The 20,175-nt window shown below is 68.7% G+C and carries 18 protein-coding genes; 8 read left to right on the forward strand and 10 right to left on the reverse strand.

Annotation, left to right across the window (positions count from 1 at the left end):
- Window positions 1–97: 97 nt before the first annotated feature.
- On the forward strand, window positions 98–349 hold the full coding sequence (locus OY559_RS01580) for a hypothetical protein (protein WP_277728406.1): 252 nt from the start codon (window positions 98–100) through the stop codon (window positions 347–349).
- Here OY559_RS01580 and OY559_RS01585 read toward each other — a convergent pair.
- Together OY559_RS01585 and OY559_RS01590 are read right to left on the reverse strand one after the other, a co-directional pair.
- Window positions 327–1,106 (reverse strand): LytR/AlgR family response regulator transcription factor, encoded by a 780-nt coding sequence (locus OY559_RS01585; protein ID WP_277728407.1) that lies wholly within the window; start codon window positions 1,104–1,106, stop codon window positions 327–329. The two genes, OY559_RS01580 and OY559_RS01585, sit on opposite strands and share 23 nt — an antisense overlap.
- Entirely contained in the window at window positions 1,103–2,209 is a 1,107-nt protein-coding gene (locus OY559_RS01590; protein WP_277728408.1) for a sensor histidine kinase, read from the reverse strand. The genes OY559_RS01585 and OY559_RS01590 overlap by 4 nt, the downstream gene beginning before the upstream one ends.
- Window positions 2,210–2,414: 205 nt before the next feature.
- Here OY559_RS01590 and OY559_RS01595 point away from each other — a divergent pair, with 205 nt between their 5' ends.
- Window positions 2,415–2,819 (forward strand): hypothetical protein, encoded by a 405-nt coding sequence (locus tag OY559_RS01595; protein ID WP_277728409.1) that lies wholly within the window; start codon window positions 2,415–2,417, stop codon window positions 2,817–2,819.
- A gap of 12 nt (window positions 2,820–2,831) precedes the next feature.
- Here OY559_RS01595 and adhP read toward each other — a convergent pair whose 3' ends face one another.
- Window positions 2,832–3,860, reverse strand: a complete 1,029-nt coding sequence (gene adhP / locus OY559_RS01600; RefSeq protein ID WP_277728410.1) for an alcohol dehydrogenase AdhP — start codon at window positions 3,858–3,860, stop codon at window positions 2,832–2,834.
- A 189-nt stretch (window positions 3,861–4,049) separates the two neighbouring features.
- Here adhP and OY559_RS01605 point away from each other — a divergent pair, with 189 nt between their 5' ends.
- Complete coding sequence (locus OY559_RS01605) at window positions 4,050–4,439, forward strand: DUF1801 domain-containing protein (RefSeq protein WP_277728411.1); 390 nt, start codon at window positions 4,050–4,052, stop codon at window positions 4,437–4,439.
- A 15-nt stretch (window positions 4,440–4,454) separates the two neighbouring features.
- On the opposite strand, the gene OY559_RS01610 is transcribed toward OY559_RS01605, so the two are convergent.
- Complete coding sequence (locus OY559_RS01610; protein WP_277728412.1) at window positions 4,455–6,005, reverse strand: tetratricopeptide repeat protein; 1,551 nt, start codon at window positions 6,003–6,005, stop codon at window positions 4,455–4,457.
- A gap of 218 nt (window positions 6,006–6,223) precedes the next feature.
- On the opposite strand from OY559_RS01610, the gene OY559_RS01615 reads away from it, so the two are divergent.
- Complete coding sequence (locus tag OY559_RS01615; RefSeq protein ID WP_277728413.1) at window positions 6,224–7,345, forward strand: alpha/beta fold hydrolase; 1,122 nt, start codon at window positions 6,224–6,226, stop codon at window positions 7,343–7,345.
- A 153-nt stretch (window positions 7,346–7,498) separates the two neighbouring features.
- On the opposite strand, the gene OY559_RS01620 is transcribed toward OY559_RS01615, so the two are convergent.
- Both OY559_RS01620 and OY559_RS01625 read right to left on the reverse strand, forming a co-directional pair.
- The gene (locus tag OY559_RS01620; protein ID WP_277728414.1) at window positions 7,499–10,159 is read right to left on the reverse strand and encodes a bifunctional diguanylate cyclase/phosphodiesterase; all 2,661 of its coding nucleotides are present in this window, start codon (window positions 10,157–10,159) and stop codon (window positions 7,499–7,501) included.
- Window positions 10,160–10,431: 272 nt separating this feature from the next.
- Complete coding sequence (locus OY559_RS01625) at window positions 10,432–11,253, reverse strand: CHAD domain-containing protein (RefSeq protein ID WP_277728415.1); 822 nt, start codon at window positions 11,251–11,253, stop codon at window positions 10,432–10,434.
- 156 nt (window positions 11,254–11,409) lie between these two features.
- Here OY559_RS01625 and OY559_RS01630 point away from each other — a divergent pair, with 156 nt between their 5' ends.
- On the forward strand, window positions 11,410–11,694 hold the full coding sequence (locus OY559_RS01630) for a hypothetical protein (RefSeq protein WP_277728416.1): 285 nt from the start codon (window positions 11,410–11,412) through the stop codon (window positions 11,692–11,694).
- 88 nt (window positions 11,695–11,782) lie between these two features.
- Window positions 11,783–12,775, forward strand: coding sequence for an alpha/beta hydrolase family protein (locus OY559_RS01635; RefSeq protein ID WP_277728417.1), 993 nt, complete (start codon window positions 11,783–11,785; stop codon window positions 12,773–12,775).
- Between the two features lies 1 nt (window position 12,776).
- On the opposite strand, the gene OY559_RS01640 is transcribed toward OY559_RS01635, so the two are convergent.
- The 3 genes from OY559_RS01640 to OY559_RS01650 all read right to left on the reverse strand — a co-directional run bounded on the left by OY559_RS01640 (window position 12,777) and on the right by OY559_RS01650 (window position 14,838).
- Window positions 12,777–13,127 carry a VOC family protein gene (locus tag OY559_RS01640; protein WP_277728418.1) on the reverse strand — a complete coding sequence of 117 codons (351 nt, stop codon included), beginning with the start codon at window positions 13,125–13,127 and terminating at the stop codon, window positions 12,777–12,779.
- 70 nt (window positions 13,128–13,197) lie between these two features.
- Window positions 13,198–13,908 carry a helix-turn-helix domain-containing protein gene (locus OY559_RS01645; RefSeq protein WP_277728419.1) on the reverse strand — a complete coding sequence of 237 codons (711 nt, stop codon included), beginning with the start codon at window positions 13,906–13,908 and terminating at the stop codon, window positions 13,198–13,200.
- A 12-nt stretch (window positions 13,909–13,920) separates the two neighbouring features.
- Window positions 13,921–14,838 (reverse strand): LysR family transcriptional regulator, encoded by a 918-nt coding sequence (locus OY559_RS01650; protein WP_277728420.1) that lies wholly within the window; start codon window positions 14,836–14,838, stop codon window positions 13,921–13,923.
- 161 nt (window positions 14,839–14,999) lie between these two features.
- Here OY559_RS01650 and aceB point away from each other — a divergent pair, with 161 nt between their 5' ends.
- Window positions 15,000–16,631, forward strand: coding sequence for a malate synthase A (aceB, locus tag OY559_RS01655; protein ID WP_277728421.1), 1,632 nt, complete (start codon window positions 15,000–15,002; stop codon window positions 16,629–16,631).
- Window positions 16,632–16,676: 45 nt separating this feature from the next.
- Window positions 16,677–18,011, forward strand: a complete 1,335-nt coding sequence (gene aceA / locus OY559_RS01660; RefSeq protein WP_277728422.1) for an isocitrate lyase — start codon at window positions 16,677–16,679, stop codon at window positions 18,009–18,011.
- An 81-nt stretch (window positions 18,012–18,092) separates the two neighbouring features.
- Here the strand turns inward: aceA and OY559_RS01665 are convergent, their stop codons facing one another.
- Entirely contained in the window at window positions 18,093–20,153 is a 2,061-nt protein-coding gene (locus OY559_RS01665) for a S9 family peptidase (protein ID WP_277728423.1), read from the reverse strand.
- Between the last annotated feature and the right edge of the window lie 22 nt (window positions 20,154–20,175).

A 20,175-nucleotide genomic window follows, 5' to 3' on the forward strand; every position in this document is an offset into this window, starting at 1 on the left:
CCCGCGGCGCCGGGTTTCCGCGTTGGTCCCGATGAACCAGGGTGGACCGGAGCGCAGGCCAGGCAGGGCGGAACCTCACGTTGCCGGAAACACGCGCATGCAGAAGAAGGTGGACCTGTCGACCCTTCGCGGGCATCTGGTGGAAGTGGTGATCGAGCGGCCCGACGACCGCCAGCCATGGTCGCTCGCGGTGCGCGTGCGCGCCGTGCAGGGCGGTGCATGGAGCGATGCCTGGGTGGATGGAAGCCGCGGCTACTTCACCTGCCATGACGCGCTGGCCGCGGGGAAGGCGCAGGCAGCACGCATGATCGACGGCGATGCGCCGGTCAGTCCTCGCGCCGGAGGGTAGCCAGTTTCAGGAAGGCGTCGTGCTGGTAGCGGCTCATGCGCAACTGCTGGCCGGTATCCATGGTGACCACGTGATACCCGTTGAACCACGGATGGATGTCCTTCACCCGGCGGATGTTGATGATGGCCGAGCGGTGCACACGCGCGAAGCGGCGCGGGTCCAGTCGCGTGGCCAGCGCGGCCATGGTCTCGCGCAGTTCGTGCACGCGGTCGGCCAGGTGCAGGCGCACGGTGTTGCCACTGGCCTTGATCCAGACGATGTCGTCCACGTCGACCAGCACCACGCGCTCGTCCTCGCGCACGGGGATCCGCTCCAGGTAGGCATCGCGCTGCTGCAGCGATGCGAGGGCCTGCATGATGCGGGCGGTGGCGTCGGCATCGGCGCCGCGCGCGGTGGCCAGCCGCTGCTTCGCACGGCGCAGTGTGTCGGCGAAGCGGTCGCGGCTGAACGGTTTGACCAGGTAATCCACCGCGTTCGCCTCGAAGGCGCGCACCGCGAACTGCTCGTATGCCGTCACGAACACCGTCGCCGGCATGCGCGACGCACCGATGGTGGCGACTACGTCCAGGCCGGTGATCGCCGGCATCTGGATGTCCAGGAACACCAGGTCCGGCGACAGGTCGCGGATCGCCGCCACCGCGGAAACGCCGTCCCCGCATTCGCCCGCCACCTCGATGTCCGGGTCTTCGCGCAGCAGCCGCAGCACCGCGTGCCGCGCGATCGGTTCGTCATCGATCACCAGCGCGGTCAGGCTCATGCGGGCACATGCTCCGGCAACGGATCTTCGTCCATCTCGTGGAACGGCACGCGCAGGCGGCAGGCCACGCCGCGCGGCACGATCAGGTCCAGGCGCAGGCTCGCGGCATCGCCGTAGAGTTCGCGCATGCGCAGCCGCGTGTTGGACAGGCCGATGCCATGGCCGCCGGCATGGCCGCCTTCGTCCAGCGTGCTGTTGTAGTTGCGTACGTCGATGCACAGCGCGTCGCCTTCGCGCCGGCAGTCGATCTCGACGCAATCGTCGCCGACGTGCTGGCCGATGCCGTAACGGATCGCGTTCTCCACGATCGGCTGCAGCACCAGGCTGGGCACGGCCGCGTCCAGCACGTCCGGCGCCACGTGGATGCGCGTGGTCAGGCGGTCCTTGAAGCGTCGCCGCTGGATGCCGAGATACAGCTCGAGCAGTTCCAGTTCGCGCCGCAGCGGGATTTCCTGGCCGTCGTAGTCCTCCAGGAATGCGCGCAGCAGTTCGCTCAACCGCAGCAGCATGTCTTCCGCCGACAGCGTGTCCTCGTCGAGCAGGGTGATGATGGCGTGCAGCGTATTGAAGAGGAAGTGCGGCTGCAGCTGGGTCTTCAGCACCTGCAGCCGCGACTGCGCCAGCTCGGTGGCCAGGCGCGTGGCCTCGATCTCGCGCCGTGCCTTCTCGGCCTGGAAATGCAGCAGCTGCTGCACGGCCAACAGGGTCCAGTAGGCGAGCAGGCCGATGGCGTAATGCTTGCTGATGAACTGTATGAGTTGCTGGCCGAAGCTGCTGGGTTCGAACAGCGTCGAGACCAGGGCGCCGATGACCACCGCCAGCAGGGTCACGGCCAGGCTGTAGCCCACGTGCCGGACCAGCGCGCTCAGCCGGGGCGGGAACGGAATGGGATGGCGTTCGCCCAGGCGGAACACCAGCGGCGCGAGTCCCGCCCAGGTCAGCCACTGGATCGACCACCAGCGCAGGTAGTCGCCGGGCGACCACAGATGGCCGTTGACGGCATCGTTGACGCAGCCCTGCGCAGCGAACACGACAACCACGACCGCCCAGAGACCCAGGTAGCGGGACAGTCGCACCTCCATGCTGCCGAGTCGGATCTTCATGCACGTGTTCCCGGAAGGTGCGGGCATCGTAGGCCCCGCCGCGACGGCCGGAAAGGCGCGAACGTCACGGACTACGATTCGCCCCGCCGGCACGACGATCCGTCACGGATCCGTTGTCGCGCGGGCCGACGCGGCGCGTGATGGCGTGGCCCCGGCGCGCGTGACCCGCATGTCCGATGGCACCCATCCCCTCGGAGATCACGCCATGCGCCGCTTGTCCGTCATCGTCCCCGTCATCGCTGCCTGTTCCGCCACGTCCGCCTTCGCAGGCGAACGCATGCACTACCTGGACCTCATCAACCGCGCGCACGACCGGTTGGTATCGGTCTCGGCCGCGCCCGCCGGAGGCACGGCCTGGGAAGAACTGCTGCAGGGCGAGCCTGTTGCCGGCGGTGGGGGCGCGGTGACGGTGCAGCTGGCCAGCGACCAGTGCCTGCACGACGTGCGGGTGGAATTCGCCAACGGCCGGCGCGCGCTGTATCAGGCGGTTGACGTGTGCCGTCATCGCGGCCTGCGCATCCAGCCCTTGCCGGCGGCACGGCAGGGCAGCACCGCCGTCGCCACGCGCAGCGAGGCGGAGCCCGCCAGCGTGGTGCCACCGGCGGAGTGAATGCCGCGTGCTTCAGGCCGCCATGTCCAGCACGATGCGGCCTTCGATGGTGCCGGCATGCATGCGCGCGAACACGTCGTTGATGTTCTCCAGCCGTTCGGTCGCCACCGTCGCCGCCACCTTGCCCCTCGCGGCGAAGTCCAGCGACTCCTGCAGGTCCAGCCGCGTGCCGACGATGGAACCGCGCACGGTGATGCCGTTGAGCACCATGCCGAAGATGTCGAGCGGGAACTGCCCCGGCGGCAGCCCGTTGAGCGAGACGGTGCCGCCGCGACGGACCATGCCGATGGCCTGTTCGAAGGCCTTCGGCGACACCGCGGTGACCAGCGCGCCGTGCGCGCCGCCGATCTCCTTCTTCAGGAAGGCGGCCGGATCGACGGTCATCGCGTTGACCGTGACGGTCGCGCCGAGCCGGCGTGCGAGATCGAGCTTGCTGTCGTCCACGTCCACGGCGGCCACGTTCAGTCCCATCGCTTTCGCGTACTGCACGGCCATGTGGCCGAGTCCACCGATGCCGGAGATCACCACCCAGTCGCCCGGCTTGGTGTCGGTGACCTTCAGGCCCTTGTACACGGTGACACCGGCGCACAGGATCGGCGCGATCTCGACGAAGCTGATGTTCTCCGGCAGGTGGCCGACGTAGCCGGCGTTGGCCAATGCGTATTCGGCGAAGCCGCCGTTGATCGAATAGCCGGTGTTCTGTTGCGCTTCGCACAGCGTCTCCCAGCCGCCGAGGCAGTGCTCGCAATACCCGCACGCGGAATACAGCCACGGAATGCCGACGCGGTCGCCTTCCTTCACGTGGCTGACGCCGGCGCCGACCGCGACCACGTGGCCCACGCCTTCGTGTCCGGGAATGAAGGGCGGGCTGGGCTTCACCGGCCAGTCGCCTTCGGCCGCATGCAGGTCGGTGTGGCAGACGCCGCAGGCTTCGATCTTCACCAGGATGTCGCCTGCCGCAGGGCGTGGCACCGGCACTTCCTCGATCACCAGCGGCTTGCCGAATTCCCGCACGACGGCGGCCTTCATGGTGCTGTCCATATCGATGCTCCCGTACCTGATGAAGCTTCACCGTACGCCGGCGGCGAGACGGGTACGTTGATTCCGATCAATTCCACTGGCGCATCCGCCGCCGCCCGTCGGACGGGAATCCCGCTGGGCATCCGCTGCAACACGCTGTACGGTCGTCCTGGCGCCATCCGCGCGGCGACGACAGCAAGGCCATTCCCCATGCCCGCACGCACGCCATCGACCGATGTGGATACCTTCCTGAGGGAACTGGAGCATCCGCAGGACGCCGCGATCCGCCGACTGCGCGCCGTGATCCAGGCGGCCGATCCGCGCATCGGCGAAGGCATCAAGTGGAACGCGCCGAGTTTCCACGTGGACGGTCGTCATTTCGCCACGATGCAGCTGCGCCGGCGGGACAGCGTGCTGCTGGTGCTGCACCTGGGCGCGGCGAAGCGCACGATGCCCGAGGGCGCCATCCACGATCCCGACGGACTGCTGACCTGGATGGCCGCCGACCGCGCAACGGTTTCGTTCGTCGGCACACAGGACGTGGACACGCGCGCTGCGGCGCTGCAGGCCGTGCTGCGGCAATGGATGGCGCACGTCTGAAGCGGGCGCGTCGCGTCAGATGCCGCCGTGGGTGAAGATCGGTTGGCGTTCGATGCGGCCGACGGCCGCCACCGCCCGGCGCACGTCTTCGCGGGACAGCAGGGCACGCCAGCGGTCCTGCACGGAGACGAACGCGGGCAGTGCGGCGGGTTCGCGCCAGTCCTGCACGGCCGCCAGCATGTCGCCGCGGGTCGCGGGTGCCGCAAGGGCGGCGATCAGGGCCTGCGCCGCGTCGTCCATGCGATCGGCTTCGACCAGCGCCCGGATCCAGATCTCCTGCGCGTCGTCGCGATGGTCGCGCAGGTAGTCGAGTGCGCGTCGTGCGGCGGTGCCATCCTGTTGCTGGATGGCGGCGCAGTGTTCGACGGAGGCCTGCACCATGCGACCGTAACCGCTCATGTTGCCGACCCGCCCGACCGCGGCGAGGGCTTCGTCAGGACGGCCGCGCTGGCAGAGGAACTGGCCCAGGTTGAGTACCTGGCTGACGTTGGCGCCGCCCGATTCGGCCATCAGCGTGCCGCGGAACAGGTCGGCCTGCGCGTCGTACAGCTTGCCGAGCCGCCGCTGTGCGATGGCACGGTTGTTGAGCACCCACACGGCGTAGTGCGGATCCTCGAACGCGGGCGCGTCCGCCGGTGCGGCCGACAGTGCGGCCAGGGTCTGGTTCGCCAGCGTGACCGTCTCTGCATGCTGGCCCGTCGCCAACAGCGCGTAACCGAGCTCCATGCGGATTTCGAGACTGCGTGGCCGCCTGTCGGCCAGCGTGCGCAGGGATGCCACGCGCCGGCGCGCGGCGGCTTCGATGTCGAGTGCCTCGGTGTCGCGGTCGACGACGCCATCGAAGCGCCGGTCCACGCGGAACTTCACCAGTACGTCGGGCGAGGTGGTGAGGGCGATGGCGCGGCGGACGCCCGCGATGTCGTTGCGCGCCTGGTACAGCAGGGCGAGCTGGTACCCCAGATCGCCGATACCCAACCCATTGGCATCCCAGCCGGACTGCAGCAGCGCCTCCAGCAGGTGCAGACGGATGGGCGCATCCTGCGGCGCCTGCCGGGCGACGCCCAGCACGAAGTCCGTATCCAGATAGCGGAGCATGCGCGGCCAGCGCACCGCGAAGTCACGCAGGTGGCGCGCCGCAGCTTCGTGCGCGCCGTCGCGGTCGTCCAGTTGCGCGAGCAGGTAGACGTCGTCGGGATCATCGGAGCCGGCCTCCACGGCGCGCGTGACCCAGCGGCGCGCACGCGTGTTGTCGCCCAGGCGCGTCGCCATCCACGCCGCGCGCGACCAGGTCGCCCGCTGGTCGCCCGCAACCAGGGTGGTGAACTCCCGATGCGCCATCACCCGGGCGAGTGCGCGGTCCGCATCGGCTGCGTCGCCCTGGTCGCCCATCGCCAGCGCCGCACGCCACTGGCGCGCGTAACCGGGCGACACGCCCTGCTTGCGCTTCTCGCGCGGCGCCGGGCCGTGCTTGCCGAGGGTCGACGGCGAGGGGGGCTGCTGATGATGCGCGTCGTGTGCGGCCGTGGAGGTGGCGGATTGCGCCAGCACGCCATGATTTGCGGCCACCAGGAGGACCGCCCCTATCCACGCCTTCATCCGCACCCATGCCCCCATTGCTCCCATGGGCATTAGAGCGCAATCGGGCGGGCGGCGGAATCCGCGCGTGCGCCACGTCCGCGCAGGAAGCGTGACGGCGCGCCACCCGGGCAGGACCAAAGACACACGCCGGTGCGTGCGGGCGCGATGAAACTGGTCATGTCCCCGTGATGCTTGGAGAAATGCCTGTGAGGAACACCGTGTCCGCGCTGGTGATGGTCGCCGCGCTGTGCGCGCCGCACGCCGCGCGCGCGCAGGACGCCTGTCCGGATCGCTCGGCGTATGCGCCTGCGCGGGAGATCGTCGCCGACCTCGGTCGCATCGTCGCGCCCACCGGCGTGCAGGAAGACTACGCCGTCGAGATAGGCGGCATCCGCCAGTGGGTGAACGTGCGCGGACAGGATCGCGACAATCCGATGGTGTTGTTCGTGCACGGGGGGCCGGCGTCGCCAGTCATCCCCACGCTGTGGCAGTTCCAGCGCCCGCTGGAGGAATACTTCACCGTCGTCAACTACGACCAGCGCGGCGCGGGAAAGACGCTGACGTTGAACCCGCAGGAGGCCGTCGCCGACACCCTGCACGTGCAGCGCTACGTGGACGACGCGATCGCGCTCGCCGAGTACCTGCGCACGCGCTACCACAAGCGCAAGCTGGTGCTGATGGCGCACAGCTGGGGCACGGTGGTGGCGATGCACGCGGCGTTGCAGCGGCCGGACCTGTTCCATGCCTATGTCGGCATCGGCCAGGTCATCAACGTGCGCACCAACGAGCAGGTGAGCTTCGACTACGGCCTGCGCACCGCGCGTGCGCAGGGCAATGCCGAGGCGGTGCGCGAGATGGAATCCATCGCGCCGTATCCCGGCGACAAGCCGATCACGCGCGAGCGCATCATCATCGCCCGCAAGTGGCCGCAGTTCTATGGTGGTCTGACTGCGTACCGGGACGCGTCGACTTACTACTTCCAGGGCCCGCGCCTGTCACCCGATTACGACGATGCCGCGCGCTGTGCGATCAATGCCGGCAGCGTGTTCACGCTGGGGCGGTTGCTGGACGAGTTCCTGCGGGTGGACTTCACCGGCGTGGAGGCATTCCCCATCCCGGTGGTGATGTTCATGGGACGCCACGACTACACCACGCCCTCGGAACCCACCGCGGCATGGTTGGCGAAGGTGCGCGCTCCATACAAGCAGGGCGTGTGGTTCGAGCGTTCCGCCCACATGATCCCGTGGGAGGAGCCGGGCAGGACGCTCGTCAGCCTGCTGGAGCACGTGCGGCCGTTGGCGGTGGAGGGCGATCGCACGTCGCATTGACGAGGAGTGCGCGGGCGGGCGCGGGTCTCGCTGCCGACATCATCCATGCGGGCCACGTCGTGGAGGAGCGATGCCGGTCGCGAGGTGACGCCGTGAACCGGATGGAACCGGGCCCCATGACGACGACGGGTGTCGCTTCCCCTGGGTGGGACGTCAGCGCACCACGGCCAGCCGGCGCGGCGGCGGCTCTTCGCGCTGGAACAGCACACGTTCCGGGCGGTGCAGGGCATAGCCCTGGCCGTAGTCCACGCCCAGCGCACGCAGCGCCTCGCACATCCGCGGGCTGCTGACCCATTCGGCGACCACCTTGAGGCCGCGCTGGTGACCGATCTGCGCGATCGCGCTGACGATGGTGCGGCTCATCGGATCGGTTTCCAGATCGCGGATGAAGCTGCCGTCGATCTTGATCAGGTCCACCGGCAGGTTCTTGAGGTAACCGAAGGACGACATGCCGGCGCCGAAGTCGTCCAGCGCGATGCGGCACCCTGCGCGGCGCAGCCGCTCGATCACGCTGACGACCTTCAGCAGGTTGCGCACCGCGACGGTTTCGGTGATCTCGAAGCACAGCGTGTGCGCGGGCACCGCGTACTCGGTGATGCGGGCGAGGATGAAGTCGGCCAGGCCTTCGTCCTCGATGCTAGCGCCGGACAGGTTGATCGCGCAGGTGCCCAGGCGCATGCCGGATTCGTGCAGCAGGCTGAAATGGGCAAGCGCGTTGCGGATCACCCAGCGGTCGATCGCGGGCATCAGCCCGTAGCGCTCGGCGGCGGGCAGGAAGGCGCCGGGCGGCACCACGCCGCCATCCTCGTCGCGCAGGCGCAGCAGCAGTTCGATGCTGGTCGCGGTGTCGCTGCCATCCAGCGGCACGATCTCCTGGTAGTCGAGCAGCAGGCGGTCCTGCTCGACCGCCCAGCGCAGGCGGCTGGCCCATTCCATTTCGCCGTGGCGGCGCGTGGTCTCGTTGTCCTCGCGGTACAGGTGCACGCGGTTGCGGCCGTTTTCCTTGGCCAGGTAGCAGGCGGTGTCCGCCCATGCCAGCAGGTCCTTCAGGGTGGGCTCCTGCTGGTCCACCACCACCACGCCGATGCTGGCGCTGACGGTGTAGGTGCGGTCCTGCCAGACGAACATCAACGCCTCGATGCATTCGCGCAGGCGCTCGGCCAGTGCGCGCGCGCCTTCGGCATCCACGTGGAACGCCATCAGGCCGAACTCGTCGCCGCCCAGCCGCGCGAGCACGTCGCCGCCGCGCAGTTGCTGGCGCATGGCGAGCGCGAGCTGTGCGAGCAGCTGGTCGCCGGCCATGTGGCCGGAGACGTCGTTGATCAGCTTGAACTGGTCCAGGTCGATGTAGAGCAGGGCGCAGGGGTCGCTGGTCGCACGGCCCTTGCGTTCGTGCAGCGCTTCTTCCACGCGCCGCTCGAACTCGCGCCGGTTGCACAGTTCCGTCAGGGCGTCGTGCGTGGCCTGGTAGCTCAGGCGTTCGGTCAGCTCGCGCTGCTCGGAGATGTCGGTGGCCACCATCAGCAGGTGCGCCTCACCGTCCATGTCCACCTGCGCGATCGAGGCGCTCGCCCAGAACGCGTCGCCGGCAGGGCTCATCAACACGGCTTCCAGGTTGCCCCAGTCGTTGCCGATGGCATCGGCGTCGCGGGCACGGTGCTGGAGTTGCGGATCGGAGAACAGGGCCGACAGCGGCAGGCCGGTGGGATCGCCCAGGCGCAGGCGCGCCGCCTGGTTGGCGTAGACGATGCGGCCGTCGCGAGCGTCGGCGAGCAGCACCAGCGCGGGCAACAGTTCGTTGAGCGCGCGGAAGCGCAGTTCGCTCTCGCGGTAGCGCCGGCTCATCTGTTCGCCCAGCGCCATCGCCCGCCGCCGCGTGGTGGCCAGCGACCACACCAGTGCAGCCAGCAGCAGGCTGATGACGAAGCCCCCGACGAGGATGGTCTGCAGTCGTCCGAGATCCATCGGGCGCGGGCGCGGCTCCATTTCCATGCGCCATTGCCGTCCACCGAAGTCCAGCCGTCGCACCTGCACCGGCAGACCGGGCTCGACCGGCGTCCCGGAGTCGTAGAACGGGTGCGCCTGCGCCGTCGCGTCGTAGATGCGCACGCGGAAGCCTTCCAGCACCGACCCCGCCAGGGCGCTTTCGACCAGCGGTTGCAGGCGCATGCCGATGGCCAGCGCGCCGATCTCGCGTGCACGCCGCTGGTTCGGCGACGTGGGCGTGGGGCCGTCGGAGTACACCGGCAGGCGCAGGGTGATGCCCAGCGGGTTCTGGCCCACTGGCGTGGTCTGGCGCAATGCGAACGGCGCGGAGATCACCACGGTATCGGTGTCGCGTGCGCGCAGCAGGGCGCTCAGGTTTGCCCGCTGCGTGACCATGTCGAAGCCGACCAGCGCCGAGTTGCTCTCGTAGGGCGTAACGAACTCGTACCGATAGGAGACATGGTCGGCCAGCGGCTGTCCGGCGGGCGAGCGGCGTGCGAACGCGACCGAGGTATAGGCGGTCGGCGGCAGCGGGCTGCGCAGGCTGGCGTGGTACTGGCTGAAGCGTGCCTGGTCCATCTGGTCGTTGGACAGGAACACGGTCTGCATCGCACGCAGCGTGGAGGCGGCCTGTTCCAGCGGCACCCGCAGGCGCGTGGCGCCGGCATCCGCCAGCGCGCGCCGGGATGCTTCCGCGCTCTCCTGCAGCCCGCGCCACTCCCGGTGGGCGACGAGCACCGTGCACAGCAGGCCCACCAGCAGGACGGCCGATGCCCACACCAGCGGCGGCAGGCCGACGCGGCGGGAATTCGAACCCGGAGCCGCCATGGCGTCTCCGGAGTCTGCTGCGTGGAGGGAGTCCACCTGCGGGCCTTGATCCTGCGTGATGAGAGGGTGTTCCAGCTGCGACGGGATCGATCCACGAAAGGAATGCAGACTTCGTGCCAAGCGTCCCGCGTGCGGCAATACCGGATTTCCGGGGCTTCCGGCCTTGCTCGGCATTCCATACGCCGATCAAAGGGACCGTATGGGTCACTATCGGCCCCGGCGGGGCGGACTTGACGGACGTGGTCGACGGCGGGAAGCGGAAGTAAAGCGGATTACGTCAGCGGATGAATGGGCGACGGAATGGCCGGGCGCCGGCGCTTCGCGACAGGGGCCGCGCGTGCCTGTGTCCGCTCCAGCATGGCGAGTGCCTGCTGCAGCAAGGCGAGGTCCTGCAGCACGCCGAGTTGATCGACCAGTTCGGCGATGTGTCGGGGTGCGATGGCCAGGGCATGCCCGTTCATCTGGAGGCGGAGGTGGAGTTTGCGGAACGCGGCCAGCTGCATCCGCAGCCGGCGCGACCGGCGGCGCCAGACGTGCAGGTCATCGACGCGTCCGCTGGCCAGTGCCACTGCCTGGGAGCGTTCCTGTCGGCGGACCGAGCGGGCAAGCGCATTGCGCAGGTCGCCGCCATGCAGCCGGTGCCACGGCAACTGCTGCAGGCGTTCCGCCTGCCGGTGCGCCTGCGCCTGCCGGCGCATGAAGCCGGGGTCGTCGTGCAGGGCGTCGGCCAGGCGGTGCTCCTGTTGCTGCGACAACAGCGGCAGCAACGCGTCCCAGCTCGCCGCTTCGTCGGCGGCGCGGGCATCGCGCGCCATGCGCTGTGCCGTGTCGAGCACCACCTGCCCGTCGCGGAGCGCGGAGAGGCTCTTGGTCAATGCACGGAGTTCGCTGTCGACCGGGTCCACCACCTCCTTGCCGAGCGCGCTGCGCGCGAGCGCCAGCAAAGAGCGCAGGCGGCGAAGGCTCTTGCGCGCTTCGTGCACGCCGGCCGGGTCACCGGGCGCGATGGCCAGGGCCGCGACCAGCGCCCGCGCTTCGTCGGTCGCGAGCGCGGCGGCACGTTCGCCGGTGCGGGAGGTGGCGCGGGGGCTCATGGGCGGCATCCATGGCGGGGACGGCCAGTCTACGGCCGTGTCGCCGCCCGCCATCCCCCTCGCGCTGCCTGAACGTCTACCGTTCGTCGGTCCGCACGTACTTGGCGGCGGACGACGGAAAAGGTATAAATCGTTTATACGATTAAAGGGCGTGCCATGGTCAAGTCCCGCAAGACGCGCGACGCCGGTGCTGCCGACGACCGCTCCGACGGCGCCGGAGCGCCCGCCAAGCTGGTGCGCGACAGCTTCACCATGCCGGCCGGCGATTTCGCGCTGGTGGCCGTGCTGAAAGGTCGTGCGCTGCAGATGCAGCGGCCGGCGAAAAAGAGCGAGTTGCTGCGAGCGGGGTTGCATGCGCTGTCCGCGCTGTCGCCGCAGGCGCTGGCCAAGGCGCTGGATGCGCTGGCGCCGGTCAAGGCCGGTCGTCCGAAGAAGAAGTAGACGCCGCCTCCGCGCGGCGTGCGTTGACCTGATCACGGCATCCGCCAGTCGGCGTGCCGTCCTCCCGTTCCTGCCTGAAGTGCCATCGATGAACCTTGCCGCGATCCTCCGCCGCCACCGCTGGGTGGTCCTGTTGTCCGTGTTGCTGCTGGCCCCGGTGCTGGTGGCGTCGACGCATGCGCCGGTGCGCGTGGAGACGCAGGAGGCGCAGCCGGGTTACAGCGTGCGCGACCTGGAATGGACGGATGCCGGGCGCGGTCGCGCCGTGCCGGTGAAGCTGTTCTGGCCAGACGCGGCGCGCAGCGGCAAGGTGCCGCTGGTGGTGTTCTCGCACGGCATCGGCAGCGCGCGCGACGGTTACACCTACCTGGGCCACTACTGGGCGCGGCATGGCATCGCCAGCATCCACGTGCAGCACGTCGGCAGCGACCGCGCGCTGTGGCAGGGCAATCCGCTCACGCTGGTGTCGCGCTTCCAGCAGGCCGCAGGCGAAGCCGAAGCCGTGGCGCGCGTGCGCGACCAGCGGTTCGCGCTCGACCAACTGCTCGCGGGCGAATGGGGCACGCATGTCGATCGCGCACGCATCGTCGCCGCCGGCCATTCCTACGGCGCCAATACCACGCTGATGTCGGCCGGCGCGCGGGTGGTGCGCGATGGCAAGGCGATCGATCTCCGCGATCCGCGCTTCAGTGCCGCCATCGTGATCTCCGCGCCACCGTTCTACGGCGACGACGATTTCCGCCCCATCCTTTCCGGCATCACCATCCCCACCCTGCACGTGACCACGGCCGACGACATCATCCGCATCCCCGGCTTCGGTTCCGGCGTGGACGACCGGCTGAAGGTGTTCGACGCCATTGGTGGCGCACACAAGGTGCTGGCCGTGTACCGGCACGGCACCCACAACGTGTTCACCGATCACCGCTACTTCGATTCGCGCGAGGTCAGCGAGCAGGTCAAGCAGGCGACCGAAGCGTTGTCGCTGGCGTTCATCGACACGGCTTACGGCCGATCCACCGCCGAGCTGGCACGCTGGCAATCCGGCCACCGCGCCCTGCTCGCGCGCTACGACGCGCGCTGACTCAGGGGGTGGACCAGACGGCGAGTTCGTAGCCGTCCGGATCGGTGAACTGGAAGCGGCGCCCACCGGGGAAGGCGAAGATCGGCCTGGTGATCTTCCCGCCCGCGGCTTCGACGTTCGCCAGGCTGTCTTCCAGTGCCGTCGAGTACAGCACCACCAGCGCGCCGCCCGGCTGTGGCATGCCGTGTGCGAAGCCGCCCGTCAGCCGGCCATCGCGGAACTCGCAGTAGTCCGGGCCGTAGTCCTGGAACGTCCAGCCGAACGCCCCGCCGTAGAACGCCTTGGAGGCGGCGATGGACGCGACGGTGAACTCGATGTAGTCGATGCGGTGGTGCTTTTCGGCGGTGCTCATGGCGGGTGTCCGTGGAAGAGGCCGCCAGTCTGGCGAAGTCCTCGCGGCCTGTCTTGGCGAAATCGGACAGTCAGTCCGCGACGCGTGCGATCAGCTGGGTGGGCGTGAGGCCGGTGAGCCGGCGCGTGTCGCCGGCCAGTTGGGCGGCGTCGTAGTAGCCCGCGTCGAGCGCGGCTTCCAGGAGGTTGACGCGGTGGTGCCGCCGTCGCAGGAAGCGCTGCAGCCGCAGGATGCGCGCCAGCAGCTTCGGCCCGTAGCCGAATGTCTCATCGCACCGGCGCAGCAGGGTGCGCTCGGTGATGCCGAGGTCGCGCGCCAGGTGCGCGACCGTCTCGGGTCGTGCGCGCGACAGCCGTGCATGTACGGCCGACATCGCGTCGCGACGCAGCGGTGTGTCGGTCAGGATCCGGTCGGCGAGCCACGCCGTCGCATCGGCATCGCGCTCCGCCATCCGGTCGGCCAGCGTCGCCAGGCGCGGAATGCCGAGATCACGGAGGTCCACGCGCTGGTCGGCGAGCGCATGCAATGGAACACCCAGCCAACGCGTTGCCGCGCCGGGCGCGAACCTCAGGCCCTGCACCCGGCGACCGGGCGCGATGTGGGCGTACTGCGCCCGCGTGTCCGGCCCGGCGATGCTCAGCCGCACGCCGTCCCACAGCAGATCGACGCAGGCATCGGGCAGTACGAGCGCGGCGCTCGCCTCCGTTCCCTGCACGTAGTCCCAGCGACAGAGCAGCGACTGGCCGGGTGCGAGGTCGTGTTGTCGGTAGCGGCCGCTCATCGTGGCGTGGCGTCAGCGCTCGGAATGCCCGCTCTCATCGTAATCGCGGCGCTCGAACAGATGGGGCTGGATCAGTTCGATGAAGGCGCGCGCCTGCGGTGACAGGAACTTGCCCTTGCGCACCACCACGCCATAGCTGCGCGAAGGGAACCATTGGCTCAGAGAGCGCGCGGCCAGCCGGTCGCGGTCGCTGTCGGTCAGGCAGATGGAGGCGATGACGGAGATGCCCATGCCCATGCTGACGTACTGCTTGATGACCTCCCAGCCGCCCACCTCCAGCGCGACGGTGTAGGGCACGCGCGCCTGCTGGAACACCAGGTCCACCAGCCGGTAGGTGACCAGCCGCTTGGGCGGCAGGATCAGGCCGTAGGGCGAGAGATCTTCCAGCCGCAAGTCCCGCTTCTTCGCCAGTGGATGGTCCGGCGGCGTGATCAGCATCGGTTCGAAGCGGTAGACCGGCGCGTAGCTGAGGTCGGCCGGCACATCGAGCACCGAGCCGACCGCCAGGTCCACCGCATCCGAGCGCAGCAGGTCGGTGCCGTCGGCGCTGGCGGCGTTGTGCAGGGTCAGCTTCACATCGGGATGTTCCTGGCGGAAGTGCTCCACGATCTTCGGCAGCAGGTAGAGGATGGTGGAGCTGTTGGCGGCCACGTTCAGTTCGCCAGCTTCCAGCCCGCTGACCTTCTCGCGGAAGCTGGCATCCAGCCCGTCCAGTCCGGCGACCAGAGGCTGGGCCATCTCGTACAGCACCTGGCCCTCGCGGCTGGGCGACAGGCGGCGCCCGCTGCGTTCGAACAAGGTGACCCCCAGCTCCCGTTCCAGCGCCTGCAACTGCAGGGTGATGGCCGGCTGGCTGACGAAAAGCGCCTCCGCCGCCCGCGAAACCGACCCCAACCGTACCGTCTGGCAGAAGGCGCGCAGCGGCTTCATCCGGTCGGATTTGTAGGGAAATCTGGGGGTTGGCGCTTCTTTAGAGCTCACGTTCTAATCAAATATAAGCAGAACTTATTTAATGCATTGCCAAAACTGTTTTGTCAAATAATTGCGGCCGGGAGCACTGTGCGTTTCCAGCAAGACGCTAGGAGACCGCCATGTCCGCCACCGCTTTCGCCCTGCCGCCACGCGATTCGCGCGGCGACCGTCCCACCCCCGGCATCGCCCTGACCGCCAATGTGGTGGGTCAGGACGATCTGCTGCCCCCCGGCGCCTTGGCCCTGCTCGTCTCGCTGCACCGTGCGATCGAGCCGGAACGCCAGGCTCGGCTGAAGGCTCGCCGCGAGCGCCAGGCCTTCTTCGATGCCGGTGGCCTGCCGGACTTCCGCACCGATACGCGCTCGATCCGCGACAGCGACTGGACGGTCGCCCCCGTGCCGACCGCATTGCAGGACCGTCGCGTCGAGATCACCGGCCCGGTCGATCCGAAGATGGTCATCAACGCGCTGAACTCCGGCGCCAAGGTGTTCATGGCCGACTTCGAGGATTCCACCTCGCCGACCTGGCAGAACCTGCTGACCGGCCAGCGCGCGCTGATCGGCGCCGTGCAGGGCGATCTGGCCTTCACCTCCGACGCCGGCAAGCACTACGCGCTGAAGCCGCAGAACGAGCAGGCCGTGCTGCTGGTCCGCCCGCGCGGCTGGCACCTGGACGAGAAGCACGTGCTGATCGACGGTGCGCCGATCGCGGGCGGCCTGTTCGACGTGGCGGTGTTCGCCTGGCACAACGCCCGCGCGCTGCAGGCCCGCGACCGCGGTCCGTACTTCTACCTGCCCAAGCTGCAGAGCATGGAAGAGGCCGCGCTGTGGGAAACCGCGCTGTCGCACATCGAAGCCGCATTGGGCCTGCCGCACGGACAGATGAAGGTCACCGTGCTGATCGAGACACTGCCGGCCGTGTTCGAGATGCACGAGATCCTGCATGCGCTGCGCGAGCGCATCGTCGGCCTGAACTGCGGCCGCTGGGACTACATCTTTTCGTACCTGAAGACCTTCCGCCGCCACGCCGACAAGGTGTTGCCGGAACGTGGCCAGGTGACGATGACGCAGCCGTTCCTGAAGGCGTATTCGGAACTGCTGATCCAGACCTGCCACCGCCGTGGCGCGCATGCGATGGGCGGCATGGCCGCGCAGATCCCGATCAGCAACGACGAAGGCGCCAACGAACAGGCGCTGGCCCGCGTGCGCGCCGACAAGCTGCGCGAAGTCACCGCCGGCCACGACGGCACCTGGGTCGCGCATCCGGCGCTGATCCCGGTGGCGAAGGCGATCTTCGACGAGCACATGCCGCAGACCAACCAGCGCGGCGTGCTGCGCGAGGACGTGGCGGTGACGCGCGACGACCTGATCCGTCCGTCCACCGGCACCATCACGCGCGCCGGCTTCGAAGGCAACGTGGAAGTCTGCGTGCGCTACCTGGCGGCATGGCTGGATGGCAACGGCTGCGTGCCGATCCACTGGCTGATGGAAGACGCCGCCACCGCCGAGATCTCGCGCACGCAGATCTGGCAGTGGCTGCACACGCCCGACGTGCACCTGTGCGATGGCACCCAGATCGACTACGCGCTGCTGCAGCGCACGCTGGCCGCACTGCCCGCGAAGCTGGGCGACCACAGCCGGCTGCCGGGCGGCGAGCGGATCTCCGAAGCCATCGCCCTGCTCGACGCCCTGAGCCGTGCCGAGGAGCTGGCCGACTTCCTGACCCTGCCCGCCTACGAACGCATCGACTGACCCCGCCCCCACCCACGACGCCCCACGACGAAAAGAGAGTCCGCCATGAGCACCAAGCAACAGCAGATCGACGCCATCCAGAAAGATTGGGACAGCAATCCGCGCTGGACCGGCATCAAGCGCGACTACGCCGCCGCCGATGTCGTCCGCCTGCGCGGCAGCCTGCAGCCGGAGTACACGCTGGCGCGCCGCGGCGCCGAGAAGCTGTGGAAGCTCGTCAACGGCGAAGCGAAGAAGGGCTACGTCAATGCCTTCGGTGCGATCAGCGCCGGCCAGGCGATGCAACAGGCCAAGGCCGGCCTGGAAGCCGTCTACCTGTCCGGCTGGCAGGTCGCCGCCGACGGCAACACCTCTGAGACCATGTACCCCGATCAGTCCCTGTACGCGTACGACTCGGTGCCGACGATGGTCCGCCGCATCAACAACACGTTCCAGCGCGCCGACGAGATCCAGTGGAAGAACCTCTGCGACGGCAAGGCGAACGAGGCCGACGCCATCGACTTCTTCCTGCCGATCGTCGCCGATGGCGAGGCCGGCTTCGGCGGCGTGCTGAACGCCTACGAGCTGATGAAGAACATGATCGTCGCCGGTGCCGCGGGCGTGCACTTCGAGGACCAGCTGGCCGCAGTGAAGAAGTGCGGGCACATGGGCGGCAAGGTGCTGGTGCCCACGCAGGAAGCGGTGCAGAAGCTGCAGGCCGCGCGCCTGGCCGCCGACGTGCTGGGCGTGCCGACCATCGTGCTGGCGCGCACCGATGCCGAAGCCGCCAATCTGTTGACTTCCGACTTCGACGCCAACGACCAGCCCTTCGTCACCGGCCAGCGCACGGCGGAGGGTTTCTACCGCGTGAAGAACGGCCTGGAGCAGGCGATCAGCCGCGGCATCGCCTACGCGCCGTATGCCGACCTGGTGTGGTGCGAGACCGGCACGCCGGACATCGGCTTCGCCAGAGAGTTCGCGCAGGCCGTGCACGCGAAGCACCCGGGCAAGCTGCTGTCGTACAACTGCTCGCCCAGCTTCAACTGGAAGAAGAACCTGGACGACGCGCAGATCGCCCGCTTCCAGGACGACCTGTCGGCGCTGGGCTACAAGTTCCAGTTCATCACCCTGGCCGGCATCCACATCAACTGGTTCAACAGTTTTCAGTTCGCCCACGACTACGCGCGGGGCGAAGGCATGAAGCACTACGTCGAGCAGGTGCAGGAGCGGGAGTTCGCCGCGCGCGAGAAGGGGTACACGTTCGTGTCCCACCAGCAGGAAGTGGGCGCGGGCTACTTCGACGATGTCACCACGGTCATCCAGGGCGGCAGCTCCAGCGTCACCGCGCTGAAGGGATCGACCGAGGAAGAGCAGTTCTACGAGAAGGAAAAGGCGGCCTGATCGCTGCTCGCAAGGGTGCACAAAAGGAAACGCCGGCTTTCGCCGGCGTTTCGTCTTTCAGCGTTGCGGGAAGCAGCGCGCTTACTTCTTCACTTCCTGCGTATGCCCCTTCAGCGCCTCGGCCAGGCCCGGCACGCCGTCCGCCCCCGTGGGCACGCTGATGCTCGAACCGGTGAAGTCCTTGCCGATCGGTTCGGCACGACCGCCCAAGCACTGCGCGAGGAAGCCTTCCGTCACCGCGTTGAACGCCTTGTTGTTCTCCGGCCGCGCGAAGCCGTGGCCCTCGTCGGGGAACAGCACGTAGGTCACCGGGATGTTCTTCGCCGTCATCGCCTTGACGATCTGGTCGCTCTCGTCCTGCTTCACGCGTGGGTCGTTCGCGCCCTGTCCGATCAGCAGCGGCTTCTTGATCTGGTCGGCGCGGGTCAGCGGCGAGCGTTCGGTCAGCCACGCCTTGCCGGCGTCGGTGCGCGGGTCGCCCATGCGCTTGGCCAACTGTTCGAAGAAGCTGGCCCAGTAGGGCGGCACCGTGCTGAGCAAGGTGTTGAGGTTGGACGGGCCGACGATGTCCACGCCGCAGGCGAACGCGTCCGGCGTGAAGGTCAGGCCGGCGAGCGTGGCGTAACCGCCGTAGCTGCCGCCCATGATCGCGACCTGGTCCTGCGTGGTGACGCCCTGCTTAACCGCCCACTGCACGGCGTCGATCAGGTCGTCGTGCATCTTGCCGGCCCACTCGCCGTTGCCGGCGTTGGTGAAGGCCTTGCCGAAGCCGGTCGAGCCGCGGAAGTTGACCGACAGCACCGCGTAGCCGCGGTTGGCCAGCCACTGGTTGTAACCCCCGTAGCCGTAGGAATCGCGCGCCCACGGGCCGCCGTGGACCAGCAGCACCAGCGGCACCGGCGCATCGGCCTTGCCGTCGTTGTTCGCGTCGGCGCTGCGCGGCAGGGTCAGGTAGCTGACCAGCGTCTTGTCGTCACGCGATGTGATCTCCACCGGCCACTGCGGGACCAGCGGCTTGCCTTCCAGCTTCGGTCGCGCGGAGAACAGCTTGGTCAGCGTGCCCGCCGGGCGGTCGTAGCGGTAGTAGACCAGCGGCGCCTCGGCCGCCGAGTAGGCGATGATCCAGGTCTTGTCGTCCAGCGTGCGCGTATTGACGGACACATCGCCCGGGCCGATCGCCTCCAGCTTCTCCAGGTCGGCGCGGATCGACGGATCGACCACCTTCCACTCATCGCGCAGGTAGTCCACCGACACCGCCTGGACCTTGCCGGTTGCCGGATCAGCGAGCGTGCCGCCGACATCGGCGCGTGCGTCTTCCAGCACCAGCGTGCGCTTGCCGCTGGCCACGTCGACGGCAAACAGCGCGGCAGTGTTGCGGCCGCGCGAATCGGTGAAGTACAGCGTCTTGCCGTCCAGCGTCAGGCCGCCGGGACCGGTGGTCAGCACGTCCTCGAACGGGATGTCGTCGAACTTCTCCCAGCCGCCGTTGGCCCCGCGCTTCAGCACGTCCGCGCCGCCGTCCGGGCGCGAGCGCTGTGCGTACTTGAGGGTGTAATCGGCGTCGGCGATGTAGCCGGCGATCTTGGCGTCGTTCTTCTCCAGCAGCGTGCGGGCGCCGGTGGCGAGATCGACCTTGTAGATGTCGTGCCACTGCGCGTCACGGTCGTTCATTCCGACCAGGATGGTGCCGGGATGCTTGGGGCTGACGCCGGCGACCTGGGCGGTGGTCTTCGGGAAGGGCGTCAGGTCCTTCGCCTGGCCCGTCTTCAGGTCGACCGCGTACAGGTGGAAATCCTCGTCGCCACCGCTGTCGCGCAGATACAGCAGCGTGTCGGGCTGGTAGGACCAGAAGTAGCTGCGGATGCCGCGGGCCTTGTCCTGCGTGACGGCCTTGGCCTGCGCCGGATTGTCGGCCGGGGCGACCCAGACATTGAGCACGCCATCGACCGCGGCGACCCAGCTGAGGTACTTGCCGTCGGGGCTGGTCTGCACGTTGGCGCGCTCGGGATTGCCGAACAGGGCGTCGCGCGCGATCAGTTCGGTGCCGGCGATGCGATCGGCGGCAGACGGTGCCGCCTGCGCGGCAAGCGCGACGGCGACGGTCGAGGCCAACAGCGTGAGACGGAATGCGGCATGACGCATGGGAAGACTCCTGGATGCAAGG

The organism is Pseudoxanthomonas sp. SE1 (assembly GCF_029542205.1).
Taxonomy (GTDB): Bacteria; Pseudomonadota; Gammaproteobacteria; order Xanthomonadales; family Xanthomonadaceae; genus Pseudoxanthomonas_A.

Coding starts and splice junctions, on each gene's coding strand:
- OY559_RS01585 (WP_277728407.1), bottom strand. CDS start 1,106: ATGAGCCTGACCGCGCTGGTGATCGATGACGAACCGATCGCGCGGCAC.
- OY559_RS01650 (WP_277728420.1), bottom strand. CDS start 14,838: ATGAAGCCGCTGCGCGCCTTCTGCCAGACGGTACGGTTGGGGTCGGTT.
- OY559_RS01635 (WP_277728417.1), top strand. CDS start 11,783: ATGAACCTTGCCGCGATCCTCCGCCGCCACCGCTGGGTGGTCCTGTTG.
- aceA (WP_277728422.1), top strand. CDS start 16,677: ATGAGCACCAAGCAACAGCAGATCGACGCCATCCAGAAAGATTGGGAC.
- OY559_RS01580 (WP_277728406.1), top strand. CDS start 98: ATGCAGAAGAAGGTGGACCTGTCGACCCTTCGCGGGCATCTGGTGGAA.
- OY559_RS01590 (WP_277728408.1), bottom strand. CDS start 2,209: ATGAAGATCCGACTCGGCAGCATGGAGGTGCGACTGTCCCGCTACCTG.
- OY559_RS01620 (WP_277728414.1), bottom strand. CDS start 10,159: ATGGCGGCTCCGGGTTCGAATTCCCGCCGCGTCGGCCTGCCGCCGCTG.
- OY559_RS01665 (WP_277728423.1), bottom strand. CDS start 20,153: ATGCGTCATGCCGCATTCCGTCTCACGCTGTTGGCCTCGACCGTCGCC.
- aceB (WP_277728421.1), top strand. CDS start 15,000: ATGTCCGCCACCGCTTTCGCCCTGCCGCCACGCGATTCGCGCGGCGAC.
- OY559_RS01625 (WP_277728415.1), bottom strand. CDS start 11,253: ATGAGCCCCCGCGCCACCTCCCGCACCGGCGAACGTGCCGCCGCGCTC.
- adhP (WP_277728410.1), bottom strand. CDS start 3,860: ATGGACAGCACCATGAAGGCCGCCGTCGTGCGGGAATTCGGCAAGCCG.
- OY559_RS01605 (WP_277728411.1), top strand. CDS start 4,050: ATGCCCGCACGCACGCCATCGACCGATGTGGATACCTTCCTGAGGGAA.
- OY559_RS01595 (WP_277728409.1), top strand. CDS start 2,415: ATGCGCCGCTTGTCCGTCATCGTCCCCGTCATCGCTGCCTGTTCCGCC.
- OY559_RS01645 (WP_277728419.1), bottom strand. CDS start 13,908: ATGAGCGGCCGCTACCGACAACACGACCTCGCACCCGGCCAGTCGCTG.
- OY559_RS01630 (WP_277728416.1), top strand. CDS start 11,410: ATGGTCAAGTCCCGCAAGACGCGCGACGCCGGTGCTGCCGACGACCGC.
- OY559_RS01640 (WP_277728418.1), bottom strand. CDS start 13,127: ATGAGCACCGCCGAAAAGCACCACCGCATCGACTACATCGAGTTCACC.